Origin of the sequence: Methylocystis sp. B8 (genome assembly GCF_005771425.1) — a bacterium.
Classification (GTDB): domain Bacteria; phylum Pseudomonadota; class Alphaproteobacteria; order Rhizobiales; family Beijerinckiaceae; genus Methylocystis.
On the sequence record NZ_VBTZ01000010.1, the window covers coordinates 29,706 to 55,383 of the forward strand.

General features: G+C 59.1%; 24 protein-coding genes and 3 pseudogenes. 18 read left to right on the forward strand and 9 right to left on the reverse strand.

Going from position 1 to position 25,678, the window contains the following annotated elements:
• The first annotated feature begins 594 nt into the window (after window positions 1-594).
• From FEV16_RS14215 to FEV16_RS14225, 3 genes are all read left to right on the forward strand, one after another.
• Window positions 595-1,443, forward strand: a complete 849-nt coding sequence (locus tag FEV16_RS14215; RefSeq protein ID WP_138168291.1) for a P-loop NTPase — start codon at window positions 595-597, stop codon at window positions 1,441-1,443.
• Between the two features lie 210 nt (window positions 1,444-1,653).
• Window positions 1,654-1,953 carry a type II toxin-antitoxin system RelE/ParE family toxin gene (locus FEV16_RS14220; protein WP_138168292.1) on the forward strand — a complete coding sequence of 100 codons (300 nt, stop codon included), beginning with the start codon at window positions 1,654-1,656 and terminating at the stop codon, window positions 1,951-1,953.
• Window positions 1,954-1,955: 2 nt separating this feature from the next.
• The gene (locus FEV16_RS14225) at window positions 1,956-2,252 is read left to right on the forward strand and encodes an addiction module antidote protein (protein ID WP_138168293.1); all 297 of its coding nucleotides are present in this window, start codon (window positions 1,956-1,958) and stop codon (window positions 2,250-2,252) included.
• Between the two features lie 487 nt (window positions 2,253-2,739).
• Here the strand turns inward: FEV16_RS14225 and FEV16_RS14230 are convergent, their stop codons facing one another.
• The 5 genes from FEV16_RS14230 to FEV16_RS14250 form a co-directional block, all read right to left on the reverse strand.
• Entirely contained in the window at window positions 2,740-3,765 is a 1,026-nt protein-coding gene (locus FEV16_RS14230; protein WP_138168294.1) for a relaxase/mobilization nuclease domain-containing protein, read from the reverse strand.
• On the reverse strand, window positions 3,765-4,283 hold the full coding sequence (gene mobC / locus FEV16_RS14235) for a plasmid mobilization relaxosome protein MobC (protein ID WP_138168295.1): 519 nt from the start codon (window positions 4,281-4,283) through the stop codon (window positions 3,765-3,767). Before mobC ends, FEV16_RS14230 begins: the two co-directional genes overlap by 1 nt.
• Window positions 4,284-4,639: 356 nt before the next feature.
• On the reverse strand, window positions 4,640-5,632 hold the full coding sequence (locus FEV16_RS14240; RefSeq protein WP_138168296.1) for a ParB/RepB/Spo0J family partition protein: 993 nt from the start codon (window positions 5,630-5,632) through the stop codon (window positions 4,640-4,642).
• Entirely contained in the window at window positions 5,629-6,408 is a 780-nt protein-coding gene (locus FEV16_RS14245) for a ParA family protein (RefSeq protein WP_246657347.1), read from the reverse strand. The genes FEV16_RS14240 and FEV16_RS14245 overlap by 4 nt, the downstream gene beginning before the upstream one ends.
• Window positions 6,409-7,016: 608 nt before the next feature.
• Window positions 7,017-7,406 carry a single-stranded DNA-binding protein gene (locus FEV16_RS14250; protein ID WP_246657348.1) on the reverse strand — a complete coding sequence of 130 codons (390 nt, stop codon included), beginning with the start codon at window positions 7,404-7,406 and terminating at the stop codon, window positions 7,017-7,019.
• Window positions 7,407-8,267: 861 nt separating this feature from the next.
• Here FEV16_RS14250 and FEV16_RS17065 point away from each other — a divergent pair.
• From FEV16_RS17065 to FEV16_RS14300, 10 genes and pseudogenes are all read left to right on the forward strand, one after another.
• On the forward strand, window positions 8,268-8,477 hold the full coding sequence (locus tag FEV16_RS17065; protein WP_210234894.1) for a hypothetical protein: 210 nt from the start codon (window positions 8,268-8,270) through the stop codon (window positions 8,475-8,477).
• On the forward strand, window positions 8,474-9,358 hold the full coding sequence (locus FEV16_RS14265; protein WP_138168299.1) for a TniQ family protein: 885 nt from the start codon (window positions 8,474-8,476) through the stop codon (window positions 9,356-9,358). The genes FEV16_RS17065 and FEV16_RS14265 overlap by 4 nt, the downstream gene beginning before the upstream one ends.
• Before the next feature lie 109 nt (window positions 9,359-9,467).
• Window positions 9,468-11,117 (forward strand): annotated as a pseudogene (locus FEV16_RS14270) (ISL3 family transposase).
• Between the two features lie 116 nt (window positions 11,118-11,233).
• Window positions 11,234-12,253, forward strand: a complete 1,020-nt coding sequence (locus FEV16_RS14275) for a hypothetical protein (protein ID WP_210234895.1) — start codon at window positions 11,234-11,236, stop codon at window positions 12,251-12,253.
• Window positions 12,254-12,305: 52 nt separating this feature from the next.
• Window positions 12,306-12,653 carry a hypothetical protein gene (locus tag FEV16_RS17070; RefSeq protein ID WP_210234896.1) on the forward strand — a complete coding sequence of 116 codons (348 nt, stop codon included), beginning with the start codon at window positions 12,306-12,308 and terminating at the stop codon, window positions 12,651-12,653.
• Window positions 12,654-13,679: 1,026 nt separating this feature from the next.
• On the forward strand, window positions 13,680-13,937 hold the full coding sequence (locus FEV16_RS17075) for a hypothetical protein (protein ID WP_210234897.1): 258 nt from the start codon (window positions 13,680-13,682) through the stop codon (window positions 13,935-13,937).
• Between the two features lie 667 nt (window positions 13,938-14,604).
• Window positions 14,605-15,258: a ubiquinol-cytochrome c reductase iron-sulfur subunit gene (gene petA / locus FEV16_RS14285; protein ID WP_138168300.1), complete on the forward strand. Its 654-nt coding sequence runs from the start codon at window positions 14,605-14,607 to the stop codon at window positions 15,256-15,258.
• 151 nt (window positions 15,259-15,409) lie between these two features.
• Window positions 15,410-15,748, forward strand: a complete 339-nt coding sequence (gene smbP, locus FEV16_RS14290) for a small metal-binding protein SmbP (RefSeq protein WP_138168301.1) — start codon at window positions 15,410-15,412, stop codon at window positions 15,746-15,748.
• A 144-nt stretch (window positions 15,749-15,892) separates the two neighbouring features.
• A pseudogene (locus tag FEV16_RS14295) lies at window positions 15,893-16,324 on the forward strand (IS701 family transposase); the annotation flags it as partial.
• Window positions 16,325-16,785: 461 nt separating this feature from the next.
• Entirely contained in the window at window positions 16,786-17,361 is a 576-nt protein-coding gene (locus FEV16_RS14300; protein ID WP_171015240.1) for a DUF3833 family protein, read from the forward strand.
• 94 nt (window positions 17,362-17,455) lie between these two features.
• Here the strand turns inward: FEV16_RS14300 and FEV16_RS16970 are convergent, their stop codons facing one another.
• Both FEV16_RS16970 and FEV16_RS14305 read right to left on the reverse strand, forming a co-directional pair.
• Window positions 17,456-17,623: a hypothetical protein gene (locus FEV16_RS16970; RefSeq protein WP_171015241.1), complete on the reverse strand. Its 168-nt coding sequence runs from the start codon at window positions 17,621-17,623 to the stop codon at window positions 17,456-17,458.
• A 4-nt stretch (window positions 17,624-17,627) separates the two neighbouring features.
• Window positions 17,628-17,924 (reverse strand): hypothetical protein, encoded by a 297-nt coding sequence (locus FEV16_RS14305; RefSeq protein WP_138168303.1) that lies wholly within the window; start codon window positions 17,922-17,924, stop codon window positions 17,628-17,630.
• A gap of 100 nt (window positions 17,925-18,024) precedes the next feature.
• Here FEV16_RS14305 and mgtA point away from each other — a divergent pair, with 100 nt between their 5' ends.
• Window positions 18,025-20,751, forward strand: a complete 2,727-nt coding sequence (gene mgtA, locus FEV16_RS14310) for a magnesium-translocating P-type ATPase (RefSeq protein ID WP_210234898.1) — start codon at window positions 18,025-18,027, stop codon at window positions 20,749-20,751.
• A gap of 100 nt (window positions 20,752-20,851) precedes the next feature.
• On the opposite strand, the gene FEV16_RS14315 is transcribed toward mgtA, so the two are convergent.
• The gene (locus FEV16_RS14315) at window positions 20,852-21,001 is read right to left on the reverse strand and encodes a lmo0937 family membrane protein (protein ID WP_138168304.1); all 150 of its coding nucleotides are present in this window, start codon (window positions 20,999-21,001) and stop codon (window positions 20,852-20,854) included.
• A gap of 232 nt (window positions 21,002-21,233) precedes the next feature.
• On the opposite strand from FEV16_RS14315, the gene FEV16_RS14320 reads away from it, so the two are divergent.
• On the forward strand, window positions 21,234-21,725 hold the full coding sequence (locus FEV16_RS14320; RefSeq protein WP_138168305.1) for a hypothetical protein: 492 nt from the start codon (window positions 21,234-21,236) through the stop codon (window positions 21,723-21,725).
• A gap of 359 nt (window positions 21,726-22,084) precedes the next feature.
• Here FEV16_RS14320 and FEV16_RS14325 read toward each other — a convergent pair.
• Window positions 22,085-23,259 (reverse strand): annotated as a pseudogene (locus FEV16_RS14325) (IS3 family transposase); the annotation flags it as partial.
• 94 nt (window positions 23,260-23,353) lie between these two features.
• On the opposite strand from FEV16_RS14325, the gene FEV16_RS14330 reads away from it, so the two are divergent.
• The 3 genes from FEV16_RS14330 (at window position 23,354) to tnpB (ending at window position 25,630) form a co-directional block, all read left to right on the forward strand.
• A complete protein-coding gene (locus FEV16_RS14330; protein ID WP_138168306.1) occupies window positions 23,354-24,463 on the forward strand; it encodes an IS110 family transposase in 1,110 nt (369 codons plus the stop codon).
• A gap of 355 nt (window positions 24,464-24,818) precedes the next feature.
• The gene (locus FEV16_RS14335) at window positions 24,819-25,277 is read left to right on the forward strand and encodes a transposase (RefSeq protein ID WP_138168307.1); all 459 of its coding nucleotides are present in this window, start codon (window positions 24,819-24,821) and stop codon (window positions 25,275-25,277) included.
• Window positions 25,277-25,630: an IS66 family insertion sequence element accessory protein TnpB gene (gene tnpB / locus FEV16_RS14340; protein ID WP_138168308.1), complete on the forward strand. Its 354-nt coding sequence runs from the start codon at window positions 25,277-25,279 to the stop codon at window positions 25,628-25,630. Before FEV16_RS14335 ends, tnpB begins: the two co-directional genes overlap by 1 nt.
• Window positions 25,631-25,678: the final 48 nt, after the last annotated feature.

Consider the following 25,678-nt stretch of genomic DNA (forward strand, 5'->3'; position numbering starts at 1 on the left):
CGCCGTCTTCAACTGAGCATAGGGCAAGAAACATGACGATCGCGCAAAGGTTGAAGGAAGGCGATGCTGTGGACGACAATGCGGTTGAAGCGAGGCTAGCGACCTCCGATAAGGTTTCAGCGTTGCGATCGGCGTTACGCTCGGCGCCGCCGAAAAAAAACGCACGCTCTCGCAGCCCTCTCAAAGCCGCGGTTGCGCAATTGCTGCCGGATCTGCTTGCTTTCCGCGCGAAAGGATATACGAGCGCGGAACTCGCTGAGATCATGCGCCGCAATGGCTTTGTCATCGCCGCCCGTACATTGAACAAATACATCAACGAGGCGCGCGCGCGTCCCGCGAATCGACGCAAAAAGAAAATCGCGTTCGTTGCCGCCAAATCAAAAACGACGACAGTTAAATCTGGCTCAAGGACAGCCGATGCGGCGAGAACGATGGCGACGCCTCCTTCGCTATTGGCGACGAAGCCTCCGGCGCAAGCTCGAAAAGCTGCGAAAGACGTTCTTGGGCATCGCTTCGATGACGATGTGTAACGAGCAAGACTCAGCGTCGCGCCAACTCGCGATAATTAACCCCGACAGTAAAGGACATTCGGACATGGCTACTGCTACTGCCGCCGCCGTCAAACCTCGTCCTCGCGCGGCGGCCTTGCCCGCCGCCGTCAAGCGTGTGGCCCTCGTCGCCAATGAGAAAGGCGGCGTGGGCAAATCCGTTTTTACGCGCACGCTCGTCGATCATCTCCGCACCAACGGCAAGCGGGTCGCGGCCTATGACGCCGACGGAAGCGTCGGCGCGACGGCGCGCGTTCTCGGCAGCCGCGACGCCGCCGGCGCTGTCGAACGCGTGCAGAATCCGGTCGAAGGCGTCGGCTATTACAATGGTCGGGCCGATGCTGAACGCAACATTCTGCTCGACTCGATCGAGTCTGGTGAAAAGCTCTACGTTCACGATCTCGCCGGCGGCCTCTTGGCCGATCTCACGCGGATCGTCGACGGCGGCGAGGGACTCGACGGCCTTCTCGACGCATTCGAAGCTCATGGCTACAGGCTGACGCTACTTCACGTCATTTCGCCGGACGTCGGCGCCGCTCAATCCGTCGCTCGTTGGTTGAGCTTGATCGGCGACAGGGCCGATCACGTCGCAGTGATCAACCTCAAGCACGGCAAACCGCCAAACGACTTCCCCTTCTGGTACGGCTTCACCGACGCCAAGGGCGTTGCGAAGGGCGGCAAGACGCGCGAAAAACTGCTCGCCATGGGCGGCGTCGAAATCGAGTTTCCCGCGCTGCCTGCCGGCACGTTCGCGAAACTCGACGCTGAGAACATCCCCTTCACGCGCGCCGACAAGGCCGGTTTGCTTACGATCACCGAAAGGGCGCACGTCACGAAATACCTGCGCGACTTCGCCGCGGCGCTGACGCCCGCGTTTCCATTCCTCGGCCTCTGACTCGACGTAACTCGGGCCGCGCTTCGATCCCAGCGTGTCCTATCGTGGCGTGTCGGCGGCCCCGTCGCTAAAACTCGACCAGCCGGGCGCATGGCTTTGTTCGAGCGCGCGGAATTCGCCATCTCGCGCGCCAGCTCCCGCAAACCCATGAAACCGTCCCCTCAGTTGGCTCTCGACGTCCTGTCGAGTATCCTATAGGATACAGCCCAAGTGCTCGAAGTTCGGAAGACGGACGCATTTGAAAATTGGCTTACAGGGCTGAGAGATCAGCGCGGCAAAGCGAAGATCATCGCGAGAATCGATCGCTTGGCGCTCGGCAACCCTGGCGACGTCGCGCCCGTTGGAGAGGGCGTGAGCGAACTGCGGATACATTTCGGCCCAGGCTACAGGGTCTACTTCGTGCGACGCGGAAAGACGGTCCTGGTCTTGCTGTGCGGCGGAGACAAAGGCAGCCAAGAAAGAGACATAGCGCAAGCGAAGTCACTGGCGGCAGAGATTGAGGATGAGTGACGATGGCCACGAAAACATCGGCGTTCGACAGCGCGGAATATCTCGACAGCCCCGAAGCGATCGAGGCCTATCTGGAGGATGCATTGGAAAGCAATGATTCGGCGGTCGTCGCGCATGCGCTCGGCGTAATTGCTCGCGCGAAGGGCATGTCGCAGATCGCCCAAGACGCCGGTCTGTCGCGGGAAAGCCTTTACAAAGCGCTCAGCGCCGAGGGCAATCCAGAATTGGCGACCGTGCTGAAAGTGATCAAGGCGCTTGGCCTCAAGCTGACGATTGCGCCGACTCATCACGCGGCCTGACCCCCATTGAGCCGGTCGTTCGATCAGCGCCGTGAAAGTCCCACACGCATGCCCAAGGCGCGCTGAAAAGCGCGCCGCGGATCTCAAGCGAGCGCCTGCTAAGTGGACGCGCGAGCCGCTGCGCATCTTCCGAACGACTGGCAAATGAAAATTCCGGCTCGCGTCATTACATACCTGGCGCGGGGGGAAAGTCTTGGAGCGCCACGCGATGGCCAAGTTCGACAACGTGAAGTTTCCTGGCGACGCACAGGAGAGGCGGTGGCCGAATGACGCGGACGCGCGAGGCCCGAAGCGTCCGGCGACCCCGAAATCGAAGAAGGAGCAACCAGCGAGCAAAGGTCGCGTCCATAAGGGAAGACTCGCAACTGATCGGCGAGACTCCCTCGCCCGACCCCTAACCAACTTCCTCGCTGTATCCAACGAACGACTGTGACCGTCGACTGCATAGGGGATCGGCGCGCACCGATAGCCTTTCCGACCGAGGCCCTCACCTATCCTTGTTTTTTCCAACTCGCGGCGGCCGGGTCTTGCCGATGGCCTTCGCGAGCTCATTCGAGAGCCAATCGCGTTTCGTTTCGACCTCGGGCATGTCCGCCACGAACTGCGCCACTTGCTTTGCGAGTTCGAAGTCTGCGGCGTTCTGAGAACGCCGCAGGTCCTCGGCCTGGCGGCGATAGGCCTCCCTGACATCTGCTTGCCTTTCCCGTGTCTTTGCCTCCCAGGGGCGCGCCGAACGTTTTCCCCTCTGCGATTCTTTCACGATCTCCTCGCGGGCGAGCCGCTCCACGCGCGGCCACTCTCCGCGCTGTTTGATCGCGTGGACGACGCCGCGCTCGGCTTTTCTGACCTTGCCGCGCGTGCGGCGCGGCGTCGCTTCGGCCTCAACGCCGCGCAATCGCAATTCGCCGGCAAACTGTTCGCGCCATGTCGCGAGATCGGCCTTGCGAGGATTGAGCCGCCTCCCGTCGTAGCCGAGCGAGCGCACAGTAAGGTGGACGTGTGGATGTTCATCATCGAGATGCTGCACGAAGACATAATCATGCTCACCGCCGAAGGTCTCGATCGCAAAGGCGCGGACGGCGTCTTTCACGGCGATCGGGTCGGTTCCGGGTGGCATCGACAAAATGATGTTATGAGACAACGGCCCATCCCGACGCCGACTGCCATCTAGTTCCGCATCGTCTGCCCACCACGCCTGGATGTCGCGCAAACCTTGCCTGCCATGCATCACCGCGGCGGTTTCCGTTTCGGCCGTCAGCTCGCCGTTGCGGGTGATATATTCGAGATGGGATTTCAGATGAGCGACGGTTTTGGTCTTGCCGGTGATCTTGACCATCACCTCAGGCGCTTTGGCGACGATCCGCTGCAGCTTAGCCCGCATGGCGGGCGTGAGCCTTCGGGAGTCGATAGGATCAGGAGTTTCCCATTTCGCACGCTTCGGTCTTCGAACCGGCGTTCGCCAGACATAGGAGATCGGCGGAAGTTCAAGGTCGCCGTCGCCCTCGCCGCTCATCAACGACCCTGCCAATAATCGGCGTTTCGCCTGAGCGCAACGCGTAGTTCGTTGAGAGCGGCCTCGATCCGCGCCGAAGCTTCTCGGATCGCATCAGCCTCGATCCTCACCGATTGCCCAATCAGCCGATTCAGATTGGCGGCGTGGGCAATCTGGTTGATGTTGCCGCCTATGCGGTTCAGTTCCCGCGCCACGGCTCGTAGCGCCTGACGTTCGTCATGCGTCTGCTGCACCGGAAAACCGAGCCGCGCCCGCACCAAAGACGCGATCCATTGCGTGCGGTTCATCCCGCGCTGCGCGGAAATGGTCGCCAGAAGATGCAGCTCGCTTTCGCTTAATCTGATCGTCACCTTGCGCGACGCGCTTGTCGCTATCATCGCACGCGCTGGCGCTCTTCCGTCGCCGACTGCTCGCTCGACGAGACGCCGCATCAAGGCGGATTTGCCGCCTTCGGTCGCCGCCATCGCTGCGAATTTTTCAGCGAGCGCATCGTCGATCTGAAATCCCAGAAACGCCATGCGTTTGCTTTGTCCCTTCAAAGGGCGAGTGTTTAAAAACGGCTGGCGGCAAGCCTATCCTGCACTCGCCTTCGAAAAACACGATGCGCTTCATTTTCGAGTCTCAGCATTCGATTCCGATTGGGTCACCCTTGAGTCGCGGCGAGTTCTTCGGCTCGTTCGGATCGTCGGCAGCAGGCATGAAGATCGATGCGATCTCCGGGCCCTTTTCCCTTCTTGCCCCGCGCCTTTCCCACACCCTCCGGCCTCACTACGGCGCTATTTGAGGAGCGCGTTCGGCCTCCGGGCGCTCCGCTTCGTTTCGTCCCTTCGGGATGGAAAAGCCGCTTTGCCGTTCGCTATCTGATCGACCGCCATCAGAGCGGCTCGTGCATTCGAATCTCGACGAGAGCGAGTTCGGCGAGCAACACTTGTGCTTCATCACCGTGGTCATCGAAGACGACAATCCCGAAGTGCGAGCCTCTTTTCGAAACGCGCCCAAGGATTAAGCGACCGCCTCTTTGCTCATGGCGCACACGCATGATGACCTCCGATGCAGATTTTCGCTGCGCTGCCGGAACGAACTCACCCTCAGGCAGCCCTGCTGCACCGTGTTTCGTCTCATCCTTCGTCGGCTGAGGTAGGGGTGGTTCTCCGCGGAAAATATGTTCTGTAGCCGGCTCTGCATCATCGTTTTGGTTCGGCTTCGCAGACGCTGCTTCGATGAACGCTTCGGCTTGCGGGCGCGTAAAGGATTCATGCTGCGCGCAGAATTCCTCGACTCTTGCCGCATCTCGCTTCCACAGCTGATAGAGTTCATAGACCGCCCGAAGCGGTGACGCTGAAAGCTTATCTCGGAGCACCTGCGGCATCTGGCCAATCGATGCGTGCATGGCGACGAAACCCTTGCTCTTGGCGAGCCGTCTCGCAATGTCCTTTTGCTTTTCTCCCGCCCTAAGACGCGCCTCGATGAAAGCGGCAATCTCCGTGGCCGAAAGGTCGTCGCGCTGAATGTTTTCGACCATCTGGTCATATGGATCATCCGCCTGCCCAGCCTGAATCATGGCTTTGATGGTCCTCAGACCGGCCAAACTCGCCGCACGGAATCGGCGCGCGCCAAAAACGATGCGGTGCTTGCCGCTTTCTTGCTTTTTGGTGACGCCGATCGGTTGGAGAAGGCCGCGTTCGCGGATCGAGGCGGCCAACTCCTCGAGAGCGGCCTGGTCGAAATTGCGACGCGGCTGCCCTGGGTCCTCCTCGATTTGGCTCAAAGCGATCTCGAGCGCCGCGCCAGAGCCGACCGCCGGTTCGAGGCCCTCGAGCTCGTCGAGCAGCAAGGCAACGTCGTCGAGTTTTTTGGCGTAGCTCATGCAAGCTCCATTTTGGCGGCGAGCTTGTCGAAGACCATCCGCATTTCTCGCCCGGCCTCGCGTGCGGCTGTTTTCGGCAGGCTCCACACCGGCTTCTTCTCCGCCAGAGCCTCGCCGATCGACGAGCGCTGCGGGATCACCCCGTCGAAGAGATATTTCGTTCCGAATTTTTGGATGAGGCTCTTCAGGTTGTCGCGCTGGCGTGGGGATGTCGTCTGCAGGCGGTTCGGGATCAAGCCGAGAAAATTGAGGTTAGGATTGTACTTCTGCCTCACGCCAACAATATTCTTCAAAAGCGTCTCGATCCCGTCGATTGCGTAATCGTCGAGGTCGATCGGCGCCAACACGAAATGGCCAGCTACTAGCGCAGCGAGATTGCGCACGCCGAAGGTCGGTGGCGTGTCGATCACCGCGACGTCATAGGCGCGTGAGGCGTCCTCGATGTTCGAACGAAACTGCTGAATGAGCTTTCCGTCCACCGTGAGAATTCCGCGCAAGGCCGGAGTGGCGGGCGCGACGCGGATGCCGGGCGCCGACAGCGGCGGAACAGCGACCGACCGCGCGAAGAACGCGGCGGCCTCGGGCTCGCGAATCTGAGCGGAGAGCGTCGTCGTGCCGTTGCTCTGCGGGTCGAGATCGATAAAGAGGACGCGCTTTCGATGCTCCGCAAAATACCAGGCGAGGTGAACGGCGATCGTGCTCTTTCCGACGCCGCCCTTTTCGTTGTTCACGACGAGCACTTTCACGAAGCTGAAGCCCTCTTCGGCTTGGGTCACGTCCGGTTCGACGAATCGGTTGCGAATCGTTGCAGCGGAGAAAACAAATCTGACGGCCATTGCGCGACTGGGAAATTTCTCAGGGGTGGGACTAAGTTTGTCTGACAAACTTCCGGGAAGACCATCGTCCATTCCACGGAACAGATCGCTGAGCCGCAGAGCAAGGGAGCTCCTGGCTCGAAAGTTTGTCTGACAAACTTTCGTACATGCTTCAGAGGAGGAGCAGAGGCGCGCGGAGCGCCAAGGCGGTGACCTATCGCGCCCACTGAGTCGCCGAATGCGTCTGCGACATTTGCCTGCGAACGCCGCAACGAGAAGGGAGCCCAGGGCTTTCGATCCGAGCGGGTTTGCCTGAGAAACTCGGCAGGAGCAGTTATCGCGCGCCCGGCGACCAAAGTCCCTGACCCCGGACGTTTGCCTGACAAACTTCTGAGCAGCCGCCTCTGGAAAAGGACGAACGCGCGGGTCCTCGCGGTTATGCCAAGCCCTAAGCCCGCGCCTCGGAAACGATCTTCGCCGGAAAAATCGGGCCAGTTATCCGCTCGCCCGTTTTCAGAGCTGGATTGAAGTTAGCGGTCGGGGCGGCGCCGGCCGCCCCGGTCTTCGCGTCACTTGCGCTTGGCGCCTTTCTTTTGCGTCTCGGGCGCCGTGTCAGCCTCGTCCGTATCGGACTTGTCAGTCTTGGCAGAAGCAAGGATTGAGAAGTCGTCGCAGTTGAGGTCGACGGTGTAGATCGTTTCGCCGTCCTTCTCGAAGCTGCCCTGCTTCATCGTGCCGCGCGCCACCACGAGATCGCCGGGCTTCGCACAGTCGCGAACGTATTTGCGGGCGCTGTCGCTCCAGATCGTGATCTCGTTCCAATGGGGCCGGTCCTTCGTCTCGCCGTTGCGGTCTTTGAACGCGTAGTTGGCGCAGATCGAAACGCGCGTCGTCTGCCCGACTTCACGAACCTTGCCGATGCGGCCGAGGATCTGGAATTCCGCGAAGGTCTTCATCATGCTCTCCATCGTTGGGGCGTTTGCCCCGGTTGCGATGGCTGTCGGTGATGGCCGCAAAAGTCGACGCCATAACAGAAGCGCCGGAAAGGCGCGAGGCCGGAGCAGAGCGGAGGACCCGAAAGCTGCGGCAATTTTGATGCGCGAGGAATTGGCGCTTGAGCGCCAAGGGGAAAATTGTCGCGGCCGCAGGGTTTTGGGCGGCGACTGCGGCCATAGGACGAAACGCCATGCAACCGGCGCGGGGCGTTCACAAGAGAGAGTGATGACAAAAGACGCCGCGAATACGTATCATCGAAACAGCGAGCTTCCGAACGTCGGCGAGCTGGCGCTTCGATTTCACTGCAGCTCCTGCCCGAACCGTTCGGCGGAGACAACAACGGCGCATCTGGCAACGACATCCATCTGGACGACGCCGCCCGGCTCGAAGTCACGGGCGCGAAACTATCCGACCACGATGGCGCAGCGCCGATGGGCAGGAGAAGCCGGACCGACTGGCGGGACGGCCGAATGAGCGCCGTCTCTTCGCGCAAATTCTTGCTGTGCTGGGCGCGCCGCTGAACCCACGCGCTACAATCGTCGAACTCGAAAGGACCACGGTCCGCCTGCTGGATGACCTCGGGGTCCAGGTGTTGGTTTTGACGAGATCCATAATGTTCTCGCGGCGTCCTGGCGCGACCAGCGCGTCGTTTTCAATACGCTGCGCTATTTGAGCAACGAACTGAAACTGTCTCTGGTTTGTTTTGGGATCATGGAAGCGCGCCAGGCGATCAATGGCGACGTTCAATTGGCGCGGCGCTTCGACTCCATCTCTTTACCAGGTGGATAGCGGACAAAGAGTTCGAGCAACTCGTTCTTGCCATCGTGCGAAACCTGCCACTGAAGGAACCGAGCGTTCTGACGGTGAAAGGCTTGCGGCGCATTCTGTTGGTCAGCGGTGGAGTCAGCGCACGGATTTTCCGCATGCTCAATGACGTGGCGATCGAAGCCATCGAAACTGGGGTCGAACGGATCACCGACGAAGCGCTGGAGCGCTACAAGCCTGTGGGTGAAGACGAGGCGACTTTCCAATGATCGACGACGATGACGCTCATAGGCCGCTGCCAGTGGTGCTGAAACCAGTGGCCGACGAGTTGCTCTCGTCGTGGTTGGCGAGGCATGCAGCCTACTATGGGGTCTCGGGGCCGTTTTTCGCCAAATGGCTTATGCTCGGCACGCGTAACCTCTCGCTTCTCGACCATCGGCTGGGGTTGGCGCAGGTCGCACGCCTATCTGAAAAACTTCGGTGTGATCCGATCGCACTCATCGCGATGACGCTCATTGATACGCCGGCCGGTTCCGCTGAATTAATCTGCCGCGATAGAGCGCCGCAAATTTGCCGGTCCTGCGCAGATCGGCACGCGCGCGAGGGCGCATCCGGCGCGGTCCCGAAGCATTGGCAAAAAGCCTGGCGCGTCACCTGCCCCGCTTGCGGCGCGCCATTGTCGGATACGAACGAGCGTCCCGATACAGGCGAAACATTGCGCGATACCAGCCCATTCTCGCATGTGTGGAAGGAAGCTGTAACCGGCGAGGCGGTCATCGAGCGTTTTCTTCGCGGCGATGGCTCGTTCGACTATTCGCCGATCGCGCTCATGCGCGCGCTGCTCGTGCACACTTGGCGGCCATGCGGCGCGAATGGCCGTGAGCCCGCGGCCGGATGGGCGCTCGGAACGATCTTTCCCGAGTTTGACAATCTTGCTCGGCCTATCAAGCGCAGGATCAACCATGCGGTTGTCGCAGCTCTTCCGATCGCTTTCCGGCCGGCGCTTTTGGCGGGCGTTTCGCGAGTGATCGCTAATCCCGAAATCCTCAACACTGTTCAGGATGACACGATCCTGCGAGGGCGAAGAGCATTCGAGCGCCTGTGTGAGACAGCTCGTCTCGAAGCTGAAGTTGCGAGGGAAAGCCATTAAACGGGGTCTGCCTCACTTTTCGTGCTTTTACCGGTTGGTGACTTTGTGGCCCGTATTCAGCCGCATGCGAGCAAAATCAACATGGTCGCTTGGGCCAGGCGTCAGAATTATGGCCGTGGAGCGCGATGCCGATCGTTGGGTAATTTCGGCCGCCGCGCAGGAAATCGGCTCTTGTCCCGGATGCGGAGTGCGATCACGACGGCGGCACAGTCGATATTTGCGCTGTTTACAGGACCTGGCGGCGCAAGGAACGGTCGTCGCATTGAAGGTTCTGATGACGCGTTGGCGTTGTCTGAACAGGTCGTGCGCGCGAAAGACATTTTCCGATCAACTTCCCGGCGTCGCCGCCCGACATGCGCGCCGGACGTTACGCGTGGGCCGCCTTCTTCAGTTATTTGCCCATGGCGCCGGCGGTAAGCCAAGCGAGCGGCTGATAAACCGCCTCGGCATGCCGGCGAGCGACGACACCCTCTTGCGGCAGTTGAAGCGAAGCGCGACCCGCAGGACCAACGACGTTCGTGTGTTGGGCATCGACGATTGGAGCTGGCGCAAGGGAGAGAGTTACGGAACTGTGATGGTGGATCTGGAATGACGTGAGGTTGTCGACGTCCTGCCCGGACGCTCGGCAGAAGAAACGGCGGACTGGCTGCGCCAGCATCCAAATATAGAAGTCGTCAGCCGGGACCGCTGTGGACTTTATGCGCAGGGAATACGCCGCGGCGCGCCACAAGCACGCCAGGTCGCCGATCGGTTTCATCTACTACAGAATTTGCGCGAGCGGATCGAGCACCAGCTGAGTCGTTCCGATAAAGGCCTGGCGCGTCCCTCCTCGCCCAGAGCTGAAGGCGAAGACTCTGGCTTGATTTCTTGCAGCACACCTGGGCGACAAATGTTCGCGGAGGACCGCCATCTCAAGCGACTTGCGTACCAACGTTCGCGACAGGCGATGTTTGAAAAGGTCCAGATTTTGAAGGCTGAGGGAAGGAACATTCGCGGCATCGCCCTGGAGATGGGCGTTAACTGGCGCACCGTCAGGAAGTGGGCGCACGCGAACGAAATGCCTCAACGCCAGGAGCGCGCGCCGACGCCAACATCGCCGCGCTATTTTCGGGATTATCTCGCGGACCGTTGGGCGAAAGGATGCGGGGGTGGCAGACAACTCTTCGAGGAAATTCAGCAGCGTGGCTATCGGGGCAGCCGTTCCAATATGGAGCGCCTCTTAGGAAAGTGGCGAAGCGCGGAGCGTACAGCGCTCGCGCCAATCACCACTCCCACGCCGACAGTTTCACCTGTGACTACGACGGCGCTTCCGCTTCGCGCGATCGATCCCGCGACGGGTTGGGCCATTTCGCCGATCGTTGGCGCAGCGCTTTGCATAAAGCCGTGCGGAATGCTGCCGGCGCGGCAAGCAGCCAAAGTCGCAGCTCTGAAGAACGCCTCACCAGATTTTGTTGCCATGCGCCCGCTCGCGATGCGATTTCGGGGCGTTCTTCATAGCAAAGATGTAAAGCGACTCGACAAATGGCTTGACGACGCTCAGCGATCAGGAATTTACGCCATGCAACGCTTCGCTTGTAAGTTACGCAGCGACATTCAAGCGGTCCGCAATGCGGTGGCGGAACCTTGGAGCAATGGCCAAACCGAGGGACAGATCAATCGATTAAAAACGCTCAAGCGGGCCATGTATGGCCGCGCAAGCGCTGAGCTGCTGCGAGCGCGTATGATCCCGCTATCGGCGCTCACGCAGCACGAAAAGTGAGGCAGACCCCGTTTAATGGCTTTTTCGATTCGGAATCGGATATTCTCAAGCCAAGATGGCTCCCGACACGCGGCGCTTTCGGCGAGTGGACGAAGTCTCTGATCGAGTTATCATGAATGATGCTTCAGCGTCGCGAGTTCACCACGGCCACGTTCTCCCGCACCACTGAGGACAATGCCATCGTTGTTGATCCGGAGCCGCTTTTTGAGATTTCCCCGTGGCTCTACATGCAATTCATGGAGCCGCTCGGCGCAACTGACAGTTCAGTCGAAGCCTGTTGGGATTATGACGCAGACGACTGGCGTGAGGACTTCGTCGACACCGTGTGCGACCTCGCGCCCGGAGCCATCCGCTTCGGCGGTCTCTTCAGCCGTTACTACAAGTGGCGTGAAGGGATCGGCCCGGCGGTCAAGCGACCGCCGATGCGCAACTATGTCTGGGGCGGCTGGGAGACCAATCGCGTAGGCACGGACGAATTCGTCGATTTGTGCCGCCGCGTCAACGCCGAGCCCTTCTTCTGCGTGAACTTCATCAGCGATGGCGAGAAGCGCTTTGCCTCGCGCGCCGGCGACGCCAAAGAGGCGGCGGACTGGGTGCAGTATTCGAAGCTGAAGCTCTGGCAGATAGGTAACGAGACATCATATGGCGCGGCGTGCTTCACTAGGGAGGAAGCCATCGCACATACCATCGAGTTTGCGAAGGCGATGCGGCAGGTCGATTCTTCGATCAAGCTGATTGGGTGGGGCGACCGTGGGCGCGACGGGAAGCTCTGGGCAACGGAGATGGAAAAGCAGGCGGGCGAAGTCATCGACTTCGTCGCCATCCACATGATGGGGCAAAACCCCAAGAGGCACGACACGGTGCTCAAGGGCCTCCGCTATGAGCAGGACCCTGCGCGGGCGTGGGAGGAACTGATTGAACTGTCGGATGCGGTGGAGCGGCGCGTGGTGGAAATCGAGCAGGCGACGAAAAAGCCGATCGCGATCACGGAGGGGCACCTCAGCCTGAGCCCCCACAACGCCAATCCGATCCTCAATGAGTGGCTTTCGGCGGCGTATCATGGCCGGTCGATGAAACATCTATCAGCGGCACGGCGCGCGCGTCCGCATCGCCACCGCAGCCGACTTACAAGGTAATCGGTGGACGAATACGGCGGTGATGGTTCCGACGCCGCGCGGAAGGAGCTACATGATGCCGGCCGGGTCGATCGCGCGGCTATTCCGGAAGCACAGTGGCACGCATGGGGTGGCGGTGAAGTCCGCGCCGGCTGGGCTCGACATCGCGGCCAGCCGCACCGGCAACAAGCTGTTCCTGCACGTCGTTAACATCCATTACAACCAGACGGTGCAGGCGAGCTTCCCAGGGACGAAGGGCGGCCGCGTTATCGGAATAACGCCGGAGAACCTTAGGAGCTGTGTCAATCAGGACCAGCCAGACGTGTTCCGCCCGCGGGAGACGGAGCTGGAGGCGGCGTCTTGGCGATTTGCCGCAGGATCCGTTTCGGCCGTCGAGTTGGAGCTATCGGCGCCAGACTAGCGGGACGTCGGGAATGGTCGTGCGGTGCCTGGCAGTTGTTAATTTCGGTTTCAATGTGAGACCGGCACTTGTGATTATCCAAGGAGTTGTCGTCGCTCAGTGTCATTGCAGTTTCGGCTTCATTTGAGACCGGAGTTCAAAATTTTCGGTTTCAATTGAGATTCCTCGAATGGGCGATCGACCAAGCTCCATCGCTGCAGGTGTGTGACTGATGATCAACAAATTCAACGCGGCAGCACATCTGACGGTCAATGAGATCTCGCGAGCAATTCGGTTTCATCTGACACTCGAGTCTCGATTCAGACCGAATAAAAATGCGGAATGGCTCGCAGTCTCACATTGAAACCGAAATCGACAGCCGCGGCGATTTTGGTGCGCGAGGAATTGGCGCTTAAGCGCCAAGGGGAAAATCGTCGCGGCCGCAGGGTTTTGGGCGGCGACTGCGGCCATAGGACGAAACGCCATGCAACCGGAGGCGGGCGTTCACAAGGGGGAGAGACGGAGTAGGCAAAGCGATTCGGATCGTTGGAGCGGGTGGGCCCTCATGAACACGTGGGCGAGCCGGCGCGCTTCGATTTGAGCAAAGCACGGCTATCTCGGGACCGTTCAGCGAAGACAATAACGGCGCCTCCCGGAACGATATCCATCTGGACGACACCGGGCGCCCACAAGGTAACGCGCGCGAAATCGCTCGATCACGGTCGGCAGGGCCGATGAGCAAGCACCGACCTTTCGCAGGCCGACGCCGAAAGGCGAGTCGACTCGATTCTCGCGCAGGCGAAAACTGCATCCGACAAGGCGCGGGATGCGAGTGAAACCGCTCGCAAGGCCGCGATCAGTCTTGCCTTGCGCGTCGCGCCCAATGCCGAGCCGATTGACTCTGGCGTCGATAACCCGGCGTGGGGCGATGGAAACGACTCAGGGATCAATAGCGGATCAATAGAAACAGCGCGTCAAGAAATTTCGCGCATTTTATTGATAGGAGCAGCCAATGGTAATCTAAGCAGCGACGATCGTGCCTATCTGGTGCGCGTCGTTGCCGGGCGCGCGAATCTTACGCAGGCTGACGCCGAAAAACGTGTCGACGCGCTTTCCGAACAGATGAAGACTTCCGCCGACAACGTGCGGGCCGCGAACGAAACCACGAGCAAAGGCGGAATCCTTTTTGCCTTTTTGACGGCCGCCTCGATGGTTCTCGGCGCCGCGGCCGCTTGGTGGGGAGCCGGCGTCGGCGGCCGTCACCGTGACGAGCAGTTCGACGCCAGCCATCTGACGCGCTGGTGAAGCACATTCCAAAGAGGTGCGTAAGTCAAGGGACGTTCAATTCTGCTCTGGGTGCTGGGCGTTCCAATTCCGATCATCATTCTTCTGGCGTTATTGCGCCATTAGCGGCGGGAGCTAAATGCGGTTTTTGCGCCGCTTCCTGATTGGTCCTGGAGCATCGGCCATGCTTTCGATCTTATACGGACGGCTTCTCCAAACTTGATCGTTGTCGCCATTGGCGACGAGACCCGTTGGCGTTCCACCACTACGAACACGTTCTTTTGGAAACACGCACGATCCCGCCGATGACATCGACACGCGGGTTGCCTCGTCAGTCAGCAGCAGCATCCCGCCCACCCGCGTGCGAACCCAGTAAAAAATTGCGAATGCTGAGCAGCACCTTCGTTGGGGGAAAGCATGCGCTTTTCGCGGATATGGAGCGCGGCAGCTTTGCGCCTGCGAAGAGGGTTTTCGCGCTCAGCGTCTTCGTCCGGGTGTGTTGCCCTCGCCAGCCCATGAGCGGCTGTTAAATCAGTTCGCAGCGCCCGGCCATCATCATCGCGTCGCCGAATTGAAATGGCGGCCATGGCAGGGAGCGAATTCGTCTGAGGAGCTCCCCACAAGTCGCTTTGACCCCTATTGTCCAAAGGATTGGGTGGCCGAGGCCTCAAAGCCCAGGGGGTTTGACATGGTCAATGCGTCTCCACCGCCTTCCAACGTCACGGTAGATAAGCCGACGCGCCGCGATCTCCTTTATATCGCGACGGCCGTAACAGGGGTCGCGGGGGCGGCAGCCTCCTTAGTGCCGTTAATCGACCAGATGAATCCCGATGCTTCAACTCTCGCGGCCGGCGGTCCGGTAGACATCGATCTCGGCCAAGTGGAACCGGGCGGACAAGTTGTCATTCTATGGCGAAAAAAACCGATCTTTGTGGTGTTTCGAACTCAGGAAAATCTGCAGGTTCTTCGAAGTCGCCAATTGTTGATGGAGCTAGCTGATCCGGATTCGAAATATCTTCAGCAACCTCCCTACGCCAAAAACTGGCACCGCTCGTTGACGCCGGAAATCGGAGTATTTGTGGGGATATGCACGCATTTAGGCTGCATCCCGCAATTTGATCCGCTTCCTAACGCTTCAGACCCGGCTACAAACTGGTTGGGCGGATATTTTTGCGCATGTCATGGCTCAAAATACGATCTTGCGGGGCGCGTATTTCGTGACGTTCCCGCTCCCTATAATTTACCGGTTCCGCCATATCGCTTCACGGGCGATACGACAATTCGAGTCGGGGAAAATCCGCCGAACGAGGACTTCGACTTTTCAACGATCCGGCAAATGTGAAGATGATCTGACTTTCAGCCGTTGGTGCGCCTGCCGCTGGTAGCCGCACTGTTCTCAGCCGTGCCAAATGCCCCAGTCGACTCCAGCAAATCGTGGATTATGATCCGTCCCGCTCATTCCTGGGAGGAATGGGTTTAAGGAGGATGTTTCAATGAACCGCAGAATTTTTGCGCTCTCCCTTGGCCTCGCGGTCGTCGCGCTGTTAGCGCCGCGCGCCGCCCTCGCCGAGGACCATTTGGCTGAAGCGATCACCCACACCAAGCAAGCGATCGACGAGGGCAAGCAAGGCAAGGCAGATAAGCTGGTCACGCATGCCGAAGCCGCGCTCAAACACGCTGAAGCGGCCGAAAAAGCCAAGAAGAACGAGCACACCAAGGAAGGAATTACGCATCTGAAGGCGTCGATTGCGGAAGGCAAGAAAAAGGACGCCGCCGCGGCGACTGGACACGCCGAAGAGGCGTTGACGCATCTGGAAGCGGCGCAGAAGTAGCCAAGAACGCCCCGACCAGGGATGACCTGGCGGGGCGTTTTTTTACTCCGCATCAACCTGTGGCATTTCTACCAACCCCAGCGGTTGTAGCCCCATCATCAGCGCCTTAGCGTACGATTTTGGGAAGATTCTGCGATGACCCCGAAAGGCGAGCGGCTGCATGATTGGGCCTATCTCGAGCTCGCCGATCTTGAGGGCGTCGAATACGACGAGGCGCTCGACAGCCAGGTCTGGACGCGCGAACTGCTGATCCGTCGCAAGATCGTCGACGGCGATCTCGCCTTCTTCACGACATGGGCGCCGAGTGGAACCACGATCGAAGCGCTGGCGAAAATCGAAGGCCATCGGTGGGCGATCGAGGACAGTTTTGAAACCGCAAAGACCGAGCTGGGCCTCGATCACAACGAGACGCGCTCCTGGCATGGATGGCGACGTCATGTCTCGCTCGTCATGCTGGCTTTCGCCATGATGGCGACGATACGTGTTCACGCCAATGCATCGGCTGCGCCGTCCCCAAAAAAGATCCCGAGCGTAATGACGACAAAAGCTGCGCGGCCTTCATCGACGGCGAGCTGATCCGTTGGTCGATACAGGAAATTCGACGCATTGCAACGCGTCTCGCACGAAAACGAATTCGTCCCGCGTTTGTCATCGCATGGTCGTTATGGCGACGAGCACATCAAGCCGAAGCGCGCCGAGCCCATCTCAAAAAGCAACTGTAATGCTAAGTCAGGTGCATAATTGCCATCTTGCGCCCAAGTATCAAGCGCCGATTTCTCGTGCCCTAGATAGGAGTTTACGCATCCCGACGGACGAAAAGGATGTCGGTGAATTCCGTGACAACCATATGTCGGCGGATTCTTGACTGGCAATGTAAGCAATACTCCTTCGTCAGCGCCAAGAAGTGACGAAAACAATTTGTCGTCGCCCATTCCAATGCTCCCCTGCGCCTTGGGCTTGACTCCAACCACCAGGACCGGGAAAATTTTGCCACGTTTGTCTGAGCAATGAGTCGACAGCGGGAGTTTAGCTGGCTCATGAGCTTCATCGGCAATTCAAGCGACGTGGGGATCGACCCCGAACTGTGGCGGACTCGTCTTGTTCGTCGCCTCAGCCGTGCGTCCCTCTTAGCCGCCATCATTTCATGTCCGGCATTCGCAGAAGAGAAGTCGCGTGATTTGGCGACCTTCTTCAGCGGGCGATTGACCGCCAAGGGAGAATTCAAGAATTTCCACGACGGATCGACGCGTGGCGTACGGGTCAACATTCGCGGAGCGCCAGATGGAGACTCATTCAAGCTGATTGAAGACACGACCTATTCCGACGGCGAGAAGCAATACAAGGTCTGGAGATTCACGAAAATCGGCGAAGGGCGTTATGTCGGCCAACGCGCCGACCTCGTGGGCCCGGCGAGTGTGGTTGCTCAGGGTAACAACATTGAGATCGCCTACCGCGCCCGAGTCTCGACGAAGGATGGCAAAACCCATGAACTAAATTTCAACGAGACCTACCTGTTCACGCAGCCCGGGACAGCCACTTACTCGCTAAGGGTGTCGTTATTGTTCATTCCGATGGGAGAAGCGCATCTGACCATTCGAAAACAGCCCCGCTGACGAGGCTTCTCGAAGGCGCAACAAATATAAGCTTGCCAGTGCCGGCTAATAGTCCGCCGCCTCTCCGCGTGACAGGGCGAGGTCGCGGACGGCGCTACACTGACTTCTGGCTGAGCGTCCACATATCCTGAGATTTGTCGAATTTGAATCCTGCCGCACTCTTCAGCGCGCCTTTCGTTGTATCCATTGTCAACCAGGTCTTGTTGTTGCGCTCGGTGACATTCACGGCGTCGAAGGCCACGGCGACGTCTACGATGCACACGCAACTAGAGCTGATAAATGTACGCGGTGCTCACCTTGTATCGTTTGCTGATTTCGGCGCCAGGCACGCCATTCTTGCGTTCCGCGCGCACCTCTTTCTTAAATGCTATAAGGTTTTTTCCATTGCGACGCATGCGCGCCGCGCGAGCGGGCGCCCTTCCCGATGTTCTGGCCCGAGACTGAGATTTTTTGCTAGCGTCTGCGAGAATCGTCTGAGCGATTTCAATGATCTTTTGCAGTTGACTCCCCGCCCAGAGCTGGAGCCAGAAAAAGAAAGTTACGCGCAATTGCGGGCGGGTCAATTAGTTGGAATCGTCGGCGCCCGGGGGGCCGCACGCGATGTGCCGACTGGCGATCATGCCTTAAGATAGAGGTTAGAGCTTTTCGAAGGTGGGACCGATAATGGCTACCGTCAGCGCCGCCGCCGCGTCGATCCCAACGGGATTGGTCGCACCCCGATTCTTGTATTATTTCGCGGCCATCTATTTCGTTGCTTTCGTCGCCTTATGGATGACGCATCGCTTCCTTCTGTGGAAGAAGTCTGAAGCGAAGCACAAAGCGCCGCTTGAGAGGGCTGCTTGGTGGCTGAAGCCCCTTGCAACGCGCGACGAGGAATCGCCAACTGATTCAGCCGGCTTAACAAGCGCCGAGGCGCATAGGCGTCTCGCCGCATTTGGTTCCAACGTTTTTCGTGATCGTCAACAACAGTCGCTAATTCTGCAGTTTCTCTCCCGGTTCAAGAATCCTCTGGTAGTCCTGCTTCTCGTGGCCAGCGCGATTTCCGCCCTCACCGGCGAAGTCACCAATTTCCTGATCATCTTTGCACTGGTGCTGTTTAGCGTAACGCTGGATTTCGTTCAGGAGTACAACGCGGGAAAAGCTGCGGAGAGTTTGCGGCAATCGGTGTCGGTGCGGGCCACGGTGATCCGTGACGGCAAGCCATTGCAGACGCTAGTCACAGACGTTGTTCCTGGCGATCTCGTCGCGCTCTCAGCGGGAGACATGATCCCGGCAGACGGCTTAATCCTCGAAGCGCGCGACTTGTTCGTCAAGCAGGCGCTCTTGACCGGTGAGCCCTATCCAGTCGAAAAACGCCCGGGCGCGCTATCGGCCAATGCGACCGAACTACAGGACGCCGCCAATGCCGTGTTCATGGGCACAAGCGTCATCAGCGGCAGCGCCAGAATGCGTGTGGTAAAAACGGGCGCCGGCACGGCGATCGGTGCCATTGCCGACAGCATTAGTCGTCAACCGCCGGCAACCGCTTTCGAAATCGGCACGCATCGCTTCGGCATGCTCATCATGCGCCTCACCGTCTTGCTGGTGCTATTCGTGCTGCTTGTGAATGCGCTGCTCCACAAGCCATGGCTCGAGTCCTTTCTGTTCGCCGTCGCACTTGCTGTAGGCCTGACCCCGGAACTCCTACCCATGGTCGTCTCGGTCACTCTGTCACGGGGGGCACTGCACATGGCGAAGAAACGCGTCATCGTTAAACGTTTGGCCTCGATCCAGAATCTGGGGTCGATGGACGTGCTGTGCACGGACAAGACCGGGACCTTGACGGAAGCGAAGATAAAGCTGGAGCAGCATGTCGACTCTGAAGGCCGGCCCAGCGACCGCGTGTTGGAGCTCGCTTATCTCAACAGTTTTTTCGAGACCGGTCTGAAAAGCCCGCTCGATGACGCGATCCTCGACCACGAAAACATCGACGTGAGCGCTTGCAAAAAGATCGACGAAGTCCCTTTCGACTTCGAACGGCGCCGTGTGTCTGTTCTTGTTGAGAAAAGCGGCGATCGATTGCTGGTGGTGAAGGGCGCGTCTGAGGAAATCATCGCACTATGCAACCGCTATGAAGAAAAGGGGATCACGCGACAGTCTACTCTCGATGCCCCGTCCCTCGCACGGATACACGCTCAGCGCATCGCGCTCGAAAAGGAAGGCTTTCGCGTCCTGGGAATTGCCTGGCGCGACGTTCCACTCGACCACCCCCACGCGGTCGTCGGCGACGAGACCGAATTGGTGTTCGCAGGTTTTGCGGCGTTTCTCGATCCGCCAAAGGCAAGCGCCGGCGAGGCGCTCGCGACGCTCGCGCAAAGCGGCGTGACGGTAAAGATCGTCACCGGCGATAGCGAATTGGTCACCCAGCATGTTTGCGCCACATTGAACATACCGGTGACGGGAGTGCTGACGGGGAAGGAAATCGCCGAGATGGATGACTCTGCTTTGCGGGTGAAGGTAGAGCAGGCCAATCTATTTTGTCGGGTCAATCCCTCACAGAAGGATCGGGTGATTCTCGCACTCAAAGCTCGCGGTCATGTCGTTGGGTATCTGGGCGACGGCATAAACGACGCGCCATCGTTGCACTCCGCCGATGTGGGCCTATCAGTGGATTCTGCCGTCGACGTCGCCAAGGAAGCGGCTGACATGATCTTGCTAGACCAGGACCTACACGTCCTGTATGACGGTGTGCTGGAAGGCCGCCGCACCTTCGCGAATATCATGAAATATATCATGATGGGGACCAGCTCGAACTTCGGTAACATGTTCAGCATGGCCGGAGCCGCGTTGTTTCTCCCCTTCCTGCCGATGTTGCCGACCCAGATCCTCCTCAACAACATTCTCTACGACATTTCCGAAGTACCTATCCCTCTCGACGAAGTAGACCCTGAGGATGTGCGCAGGCCGCAAGTTTTGGACATGAGCTTTATTCGCAATTTCATGCTTGTCATCGGGCCGATCAGTTCCGCATTCGACTTTTTGACATTTTACGTCATGCTGGTCGTGTTAAAGGCGGACGAAGCGCTGTTTCAGACGGGCTGGTTTGTTGAATCTCTGTCCACTCAGGTTTTGGTGATCTTTATCATCCGCACGCGCGGCAATCCTTTCAGAAGCCGCGCACATCCCGTGCTGGTCGCGACATCCGTCACCATCGCGGCGATGGGAGCGGTGCTACCGTTCACCCCTTTGGGACCATATTTCGGGTTCGCGTCGTTACCCGGTCGATTTTACGCCATACTCGCGGCGATGGTGATTGCCTATCTTCTGATCGTCGAGACTGCCAAGAAAGGCTTTTATCGTTGGCTCGGAGGGTCCGGCGGTTCACGACGCGCAGATCCGGTCAAGCAATAACCTCGCCCACTTGGTCGCTTATTTCGACTGACCCGCGCAGACAACTGGATATTTCGAAACGCGGCACTCCACACCCTCTTGGAAGCTGCGAAGTCTTCCCCTAAAGGGGGCTGCGACCTTGTGTGACACGCAAAACAATCACGATGATCGCGACCACCAAGAGAATGTGGATGAACCCGCCCAATGTGTAAGAGGAAACCAAGCCCGATACCCAAAGGACAAGGAGGATAATTGCGATCGTTTCAAGCATCTTTGTTCCTCCGGAACGGCTGTTATCGGCCGCGTCGAGTATAGGTATGCCGAGTGATCGCTATGCGCATTTGAGGCATTTGTCGCAGGAGAACGACGCCCGAGCGCCAGTTGAAATAGACTTCGCGAGTTTCGCAGAGGTCTTTTTATTAGGAAGAAATATGTAAGAGGGTGTACGCGCCTACGCATGAGAAGTGCGCCTGCGGAACGATTTATTTTCGAGGATACATAAAATGCCACGCGAGCTTCTTTTGATAATCATCACCGCAATGATTGCTGGGGCAATCGGATTTGGAATTGCCGTTTATGCGGTACCACCAGAGGAAGCCATCCAATTCCGTGCTCTGATTGACGCCGGGCTCGGTGCGACCTCGGAGAGCTCTCGATCAGACAACAGCAATGCAGGGGTTATACACCATGATTCGGCGCAACCGACCGGACCGCTAGAGCCTACCCGCGAGCCCGCGGCCGTAGCTTCGCCTCCAAATGAAACGCCAAACCGCAATAGCGCCACGCCGAGCCTCTCTCCGACCGAGAGTGGCGACAAGCGACAAGCGCCTGCGGCAGATGAGCCTGCGGCGAATATCACGTCTTCGCCGCTGAGCGCAGCCGGATCCGAGAAGGCGCTCGTCGCACCGGCAGGACACACAAAAAAGCCCGGGAAAAAGACGAAGCTTAAAAATGCATCGCCAAGCAACACCGGGCATGAAGAAAACCTGCAATGAAGTTGGGCGAAGCCCTGGGCTCGAATTGTGCCGAGCGCGAAAACGTCTTGACGACGCCGACGATAAAATGAAAACAGCTATTCGTGTCCGCAACGAATGGAAGCTTCTTTCGTATGTCGTGTCAACGGCCACTCACCGATGCCTTTCGGGCGCGGCGGCGACCATATCGCCAGCCATCCGTACTGGCGAGAAGTTCGATGATTCCCCTGCCCTCCTCCTCGTCGACGGGCAGGTCGTAATCACGAGCGGCGCGCTTTGCTCTTTTGTCATAGCGCGACCAGTAATTGTCCCTCGTCGAATGATTTGAGACAGGCGGGGCAGCGATTTAACGGAGGATGCGGCTCACCTGACGATTGAGTTTATGCGGCGGTCATTTGATGTTGCAAGCGTCGATTTTGGATGGTGCTACGTTTGATCCTTTCTCGTTCACGCAGGATTTTTGCGCCGCGTCCGCAGTAGACGTCGGCGGGCGCGAGATTGTTCAGGCTCTCGTGATAGCGGCGATGATTATAGTGATCGACGAAGGCGGCGATTTTCGCCTTCAGGTCGCCGGGTAGATAATAGTTTTCGAGCAGGATGCGGTTCTTGAGCGTCTGATGCCAGCGCTCGATCTTGTCTTGGGTCTGGGGATGCAATGGCGCGCCGCGAATGTGCTCGATTTTATGATCGTTGAGCCATGTCGCCAGATCGCCGGAGATATAGGACGAGCCATTGTCCGAGAGCAGACGCGGCCGATGAACGACATGGACCTGATCAAGACCGGAGGCTTGCAGCGCCAGGTTCAGCGTCTCGGTGACATCATCAGCCTTCATCGTCGTGCAAAGCTTCCAGGCGACGATATAGCGCGAGAAATCGTCGAGGATCGTGCTGAGATAGAACCAGCCCCAGCCGATCACTTTCAAATAGGTGAAATCGGTTTGCCAGAGTTGGTTTGGCGCCGTGGTCTTGTCCTTGAACTCGTCCGCCGCCTTGACGACGATGAAGGCAGGGCTCGTGATCAGATCATGCGCCTTGAGCAGACGATAGACCGAGGCTTCCGACACAAAATAGTTTTTCGTGTCGACGAAGCGCGCCGCAAGTTCGCGCGGCGACAGTTCCGGCTCATCGAGCGCCAGCTGCACGATCTCATCGCGCTTCTCATCGGGGATGCGGTTCCAGACGCGCGACGGTCGGGACGGCTTGTCGGCCAAAGCTTCCAATCCGCCGGATCGGTAAAGATCACACCAGCGATAAAAGCTGGCGCGTGAGACGCCGAGCTACTCCAGCGTCTTCCTTGCCGGCAGATGCGACTGCTCAACAAGGCGGATGATCTCCAGCTTTTCGGAGGGAGGATATCTCATTCCTCGTCTCCCCCATCCGCGATCATGCTTTTTTTAAGCAATCGCAGTTCGAGCGCCTGCTCGGCGACGACTTCCTTCAGCTCCTTGGCCTGCCGTCGCAGATCCTTCACCTCGCCGGTCGTCGCCGCCCGCTCGGTATCGCCGGCGAGGCGCCGTTTGCCGGCTTCGAGGAACTCTTTCGACGTAAGACCGTATGTCCGCTACTGCGACTGAGGTGGCTCGCCCTACGCTGTACGAGCGAGGGTTGCTCGGTAGTCCGAGCCGATCCTCAGCGCAGGAGGGCGGGCCATGGAGCAGTCTACAGAAATTTTCATTGGGATCGACGTTTCGAAGGCGCGTAATGCGATTGCTGTCGCCACTGAGGGACGCAATGGCGAAGTGCGTTATGTCGGCGAGGTGGATTCGTCGGTCGACAGCATGCGACGCTTGATCAAGCGCATTACCGCCAAGCACGCGCAGGCGCATTTTTGTTATGAAGCAGAACCGACCGGCTATGGCCTGCACCGACTCATCGTTTCAATGGGGTTCCCTTGCTCCGTAGTGGCGCCCTCTCTCATTCCGCGTAAGCCGGGCGATCGGGTCAAGACCAACCGTCGCGACGCGGTCGCGCTCGCTAAGCTGCTTCGGGCCGGCGAACTGACAGCCGTTTGGGTTCCGGACGAAAGCCATGAAGCGATGCGCGATCTCGTGCGCGCAAGAGCGGCCGCTGTTGAAACGCTGTGTGTGCATCGTCAACAGGTGAGCGCATTCATGCTCCGGCACGGTCGGATCTTTCCGCGCAAGACCGCTTGGGGCGCTCGTCATCTTCGCTGGCTGCAAGAACAAAAATTCGATCATCCGGCCCATCAGATCGCGCTGCAGGAGATGGTCGAAGCCGTGAGAATCTCCAAAGAGCGCGTGGAGCGGCTCGAAGCGGCGATCAAAGAGTTCGTACCTGAATGGTCGCTGGCGCCTGTGGTTCAGGCGCTCCAGACGCTGCGCGGCATCGATCTAATCGTGGCCGTTACCTGTGCCACGGAGCTCGGCGATCTAAGCCGCTTCGACAATCCTCGTCAGCTTATGGGCTATCTCGGTCTCACTCCAAGTGAACGCTCGACGGGCGACACGGTTCGGCGCGGCGGCATCACCAAGGCAGGCAATGGTCGTGTGCGGCATCTGCTGATCGAAAGTGCCTGGACCTACCGCCATCCGCCACGGGTCGGCAAAGAGAAGCTCTACAAAATGGAAGCCGCGCCACCACGCATAAGGGAGATCGCGTGGAAAGCGCAGACTCGCCTTACAGCCCGATACCGCGCACTCGGTGCACGTGGAAAAAAGACGACCGTCATCTGCGCTGCGATCGCGCGGGAGCTTGTTGGCTTCATGTGGTGCGTCGCGAAGGAGACGCAAACCGCCTGAGAAGCGACAATTGATTTTCCACTCGCGCATGGGCGGGGACTGGGTCACGGCAAGGGGAATACCCCTCACACGCTTTGTGGCCGGCGACAGCCGACGCCCGTTGTAAGATAGGGACAGCCCCAGACGCATTTTCGGGAATGCGGTAACCAACCCGCGCATAAGAGCTTGATCACCGACGTCTTTCAGATCCAGTCCCCACCCCTGCGCGACAACCTTCCTTTGACGCTGCTTCCAGTGGCGAGAAGTTGCTCGTCAAATTTGTTGACTGCGGACATAAGAGCGTGATCGGGTGACCGCCTAGCGCAGTGCAATTGGAGTTGATTAGGTGTCCACCATGGAAGGAGGTGGACACCAGATGGCGGCGGCGAAGGATGGCGGCGCACGGCGATCGTGGAGCCTGGAAGAACGTCAGCGCATTGTCGGTGAGGCGCTGGCGCCCGGGGCGTCAGTAGCGGCGGTTGCGCGTCGTCACGGTCTGAACGCCAATCTCGTTTTCAAATGGATACGCCGCGCCCGCGAGGGTTGGCTTGATCGGCGGCGCGCGCCAGCGCAAAAGGCTGACGCCTCTGCTGTGGTGGGAGACAGCGACGCGCCGGCGTTTGTCCCGGTGACGCTCGTGGAACTGAACGCCGTGACGGCTCCAGCATTGGCGCCGCCGCTGGCGGCGTCGACGAAGCCGGTTCGCGAGCCGCGAAGAAGCGCGCGACGCGGGGCGATGGAGATCAGCCTGCCGAATGGCGCGCGCGTGTCGCTCGACGCGGATGTCGACGCCGAAGCGCTGCGTCGCGTCCTGTCCGCGCTGGGCGATCTTTGATGCTTCAGTTCGCGCCGGGCGTGAAGGTCTATCTGGCCTGCAAGCCGGTCGATATGCGCCGCGGCTTTGATGGACTTGCCGCCGATGTCGCGCAGGTTCTACGCGCTGACCCTTATTCGGGCGCGGCCTTCGTGTTCAGGAGCAAGCGCGGCGACTATGTGAAGATTTTGACCTGGGACGGGTCGGGCCTGTGCCTGTTCGCCAAGCGTCTGGAGAAAGGTAAGTTCGTGTGGCCGCCGATTATCGAGGGCGCGCTGCAACTGACGGCGGCGCAACTGGCGCTCTTGGTCGAAGGAATCGACTGGCGCCGGACGTTTGCGCCGGACGCGCCGAAACGCCCTGCATTCCTATAGATTCCAGGCATTCTTGAGCTGCGCCGACGCGTGTTTTGTGGTAGACAA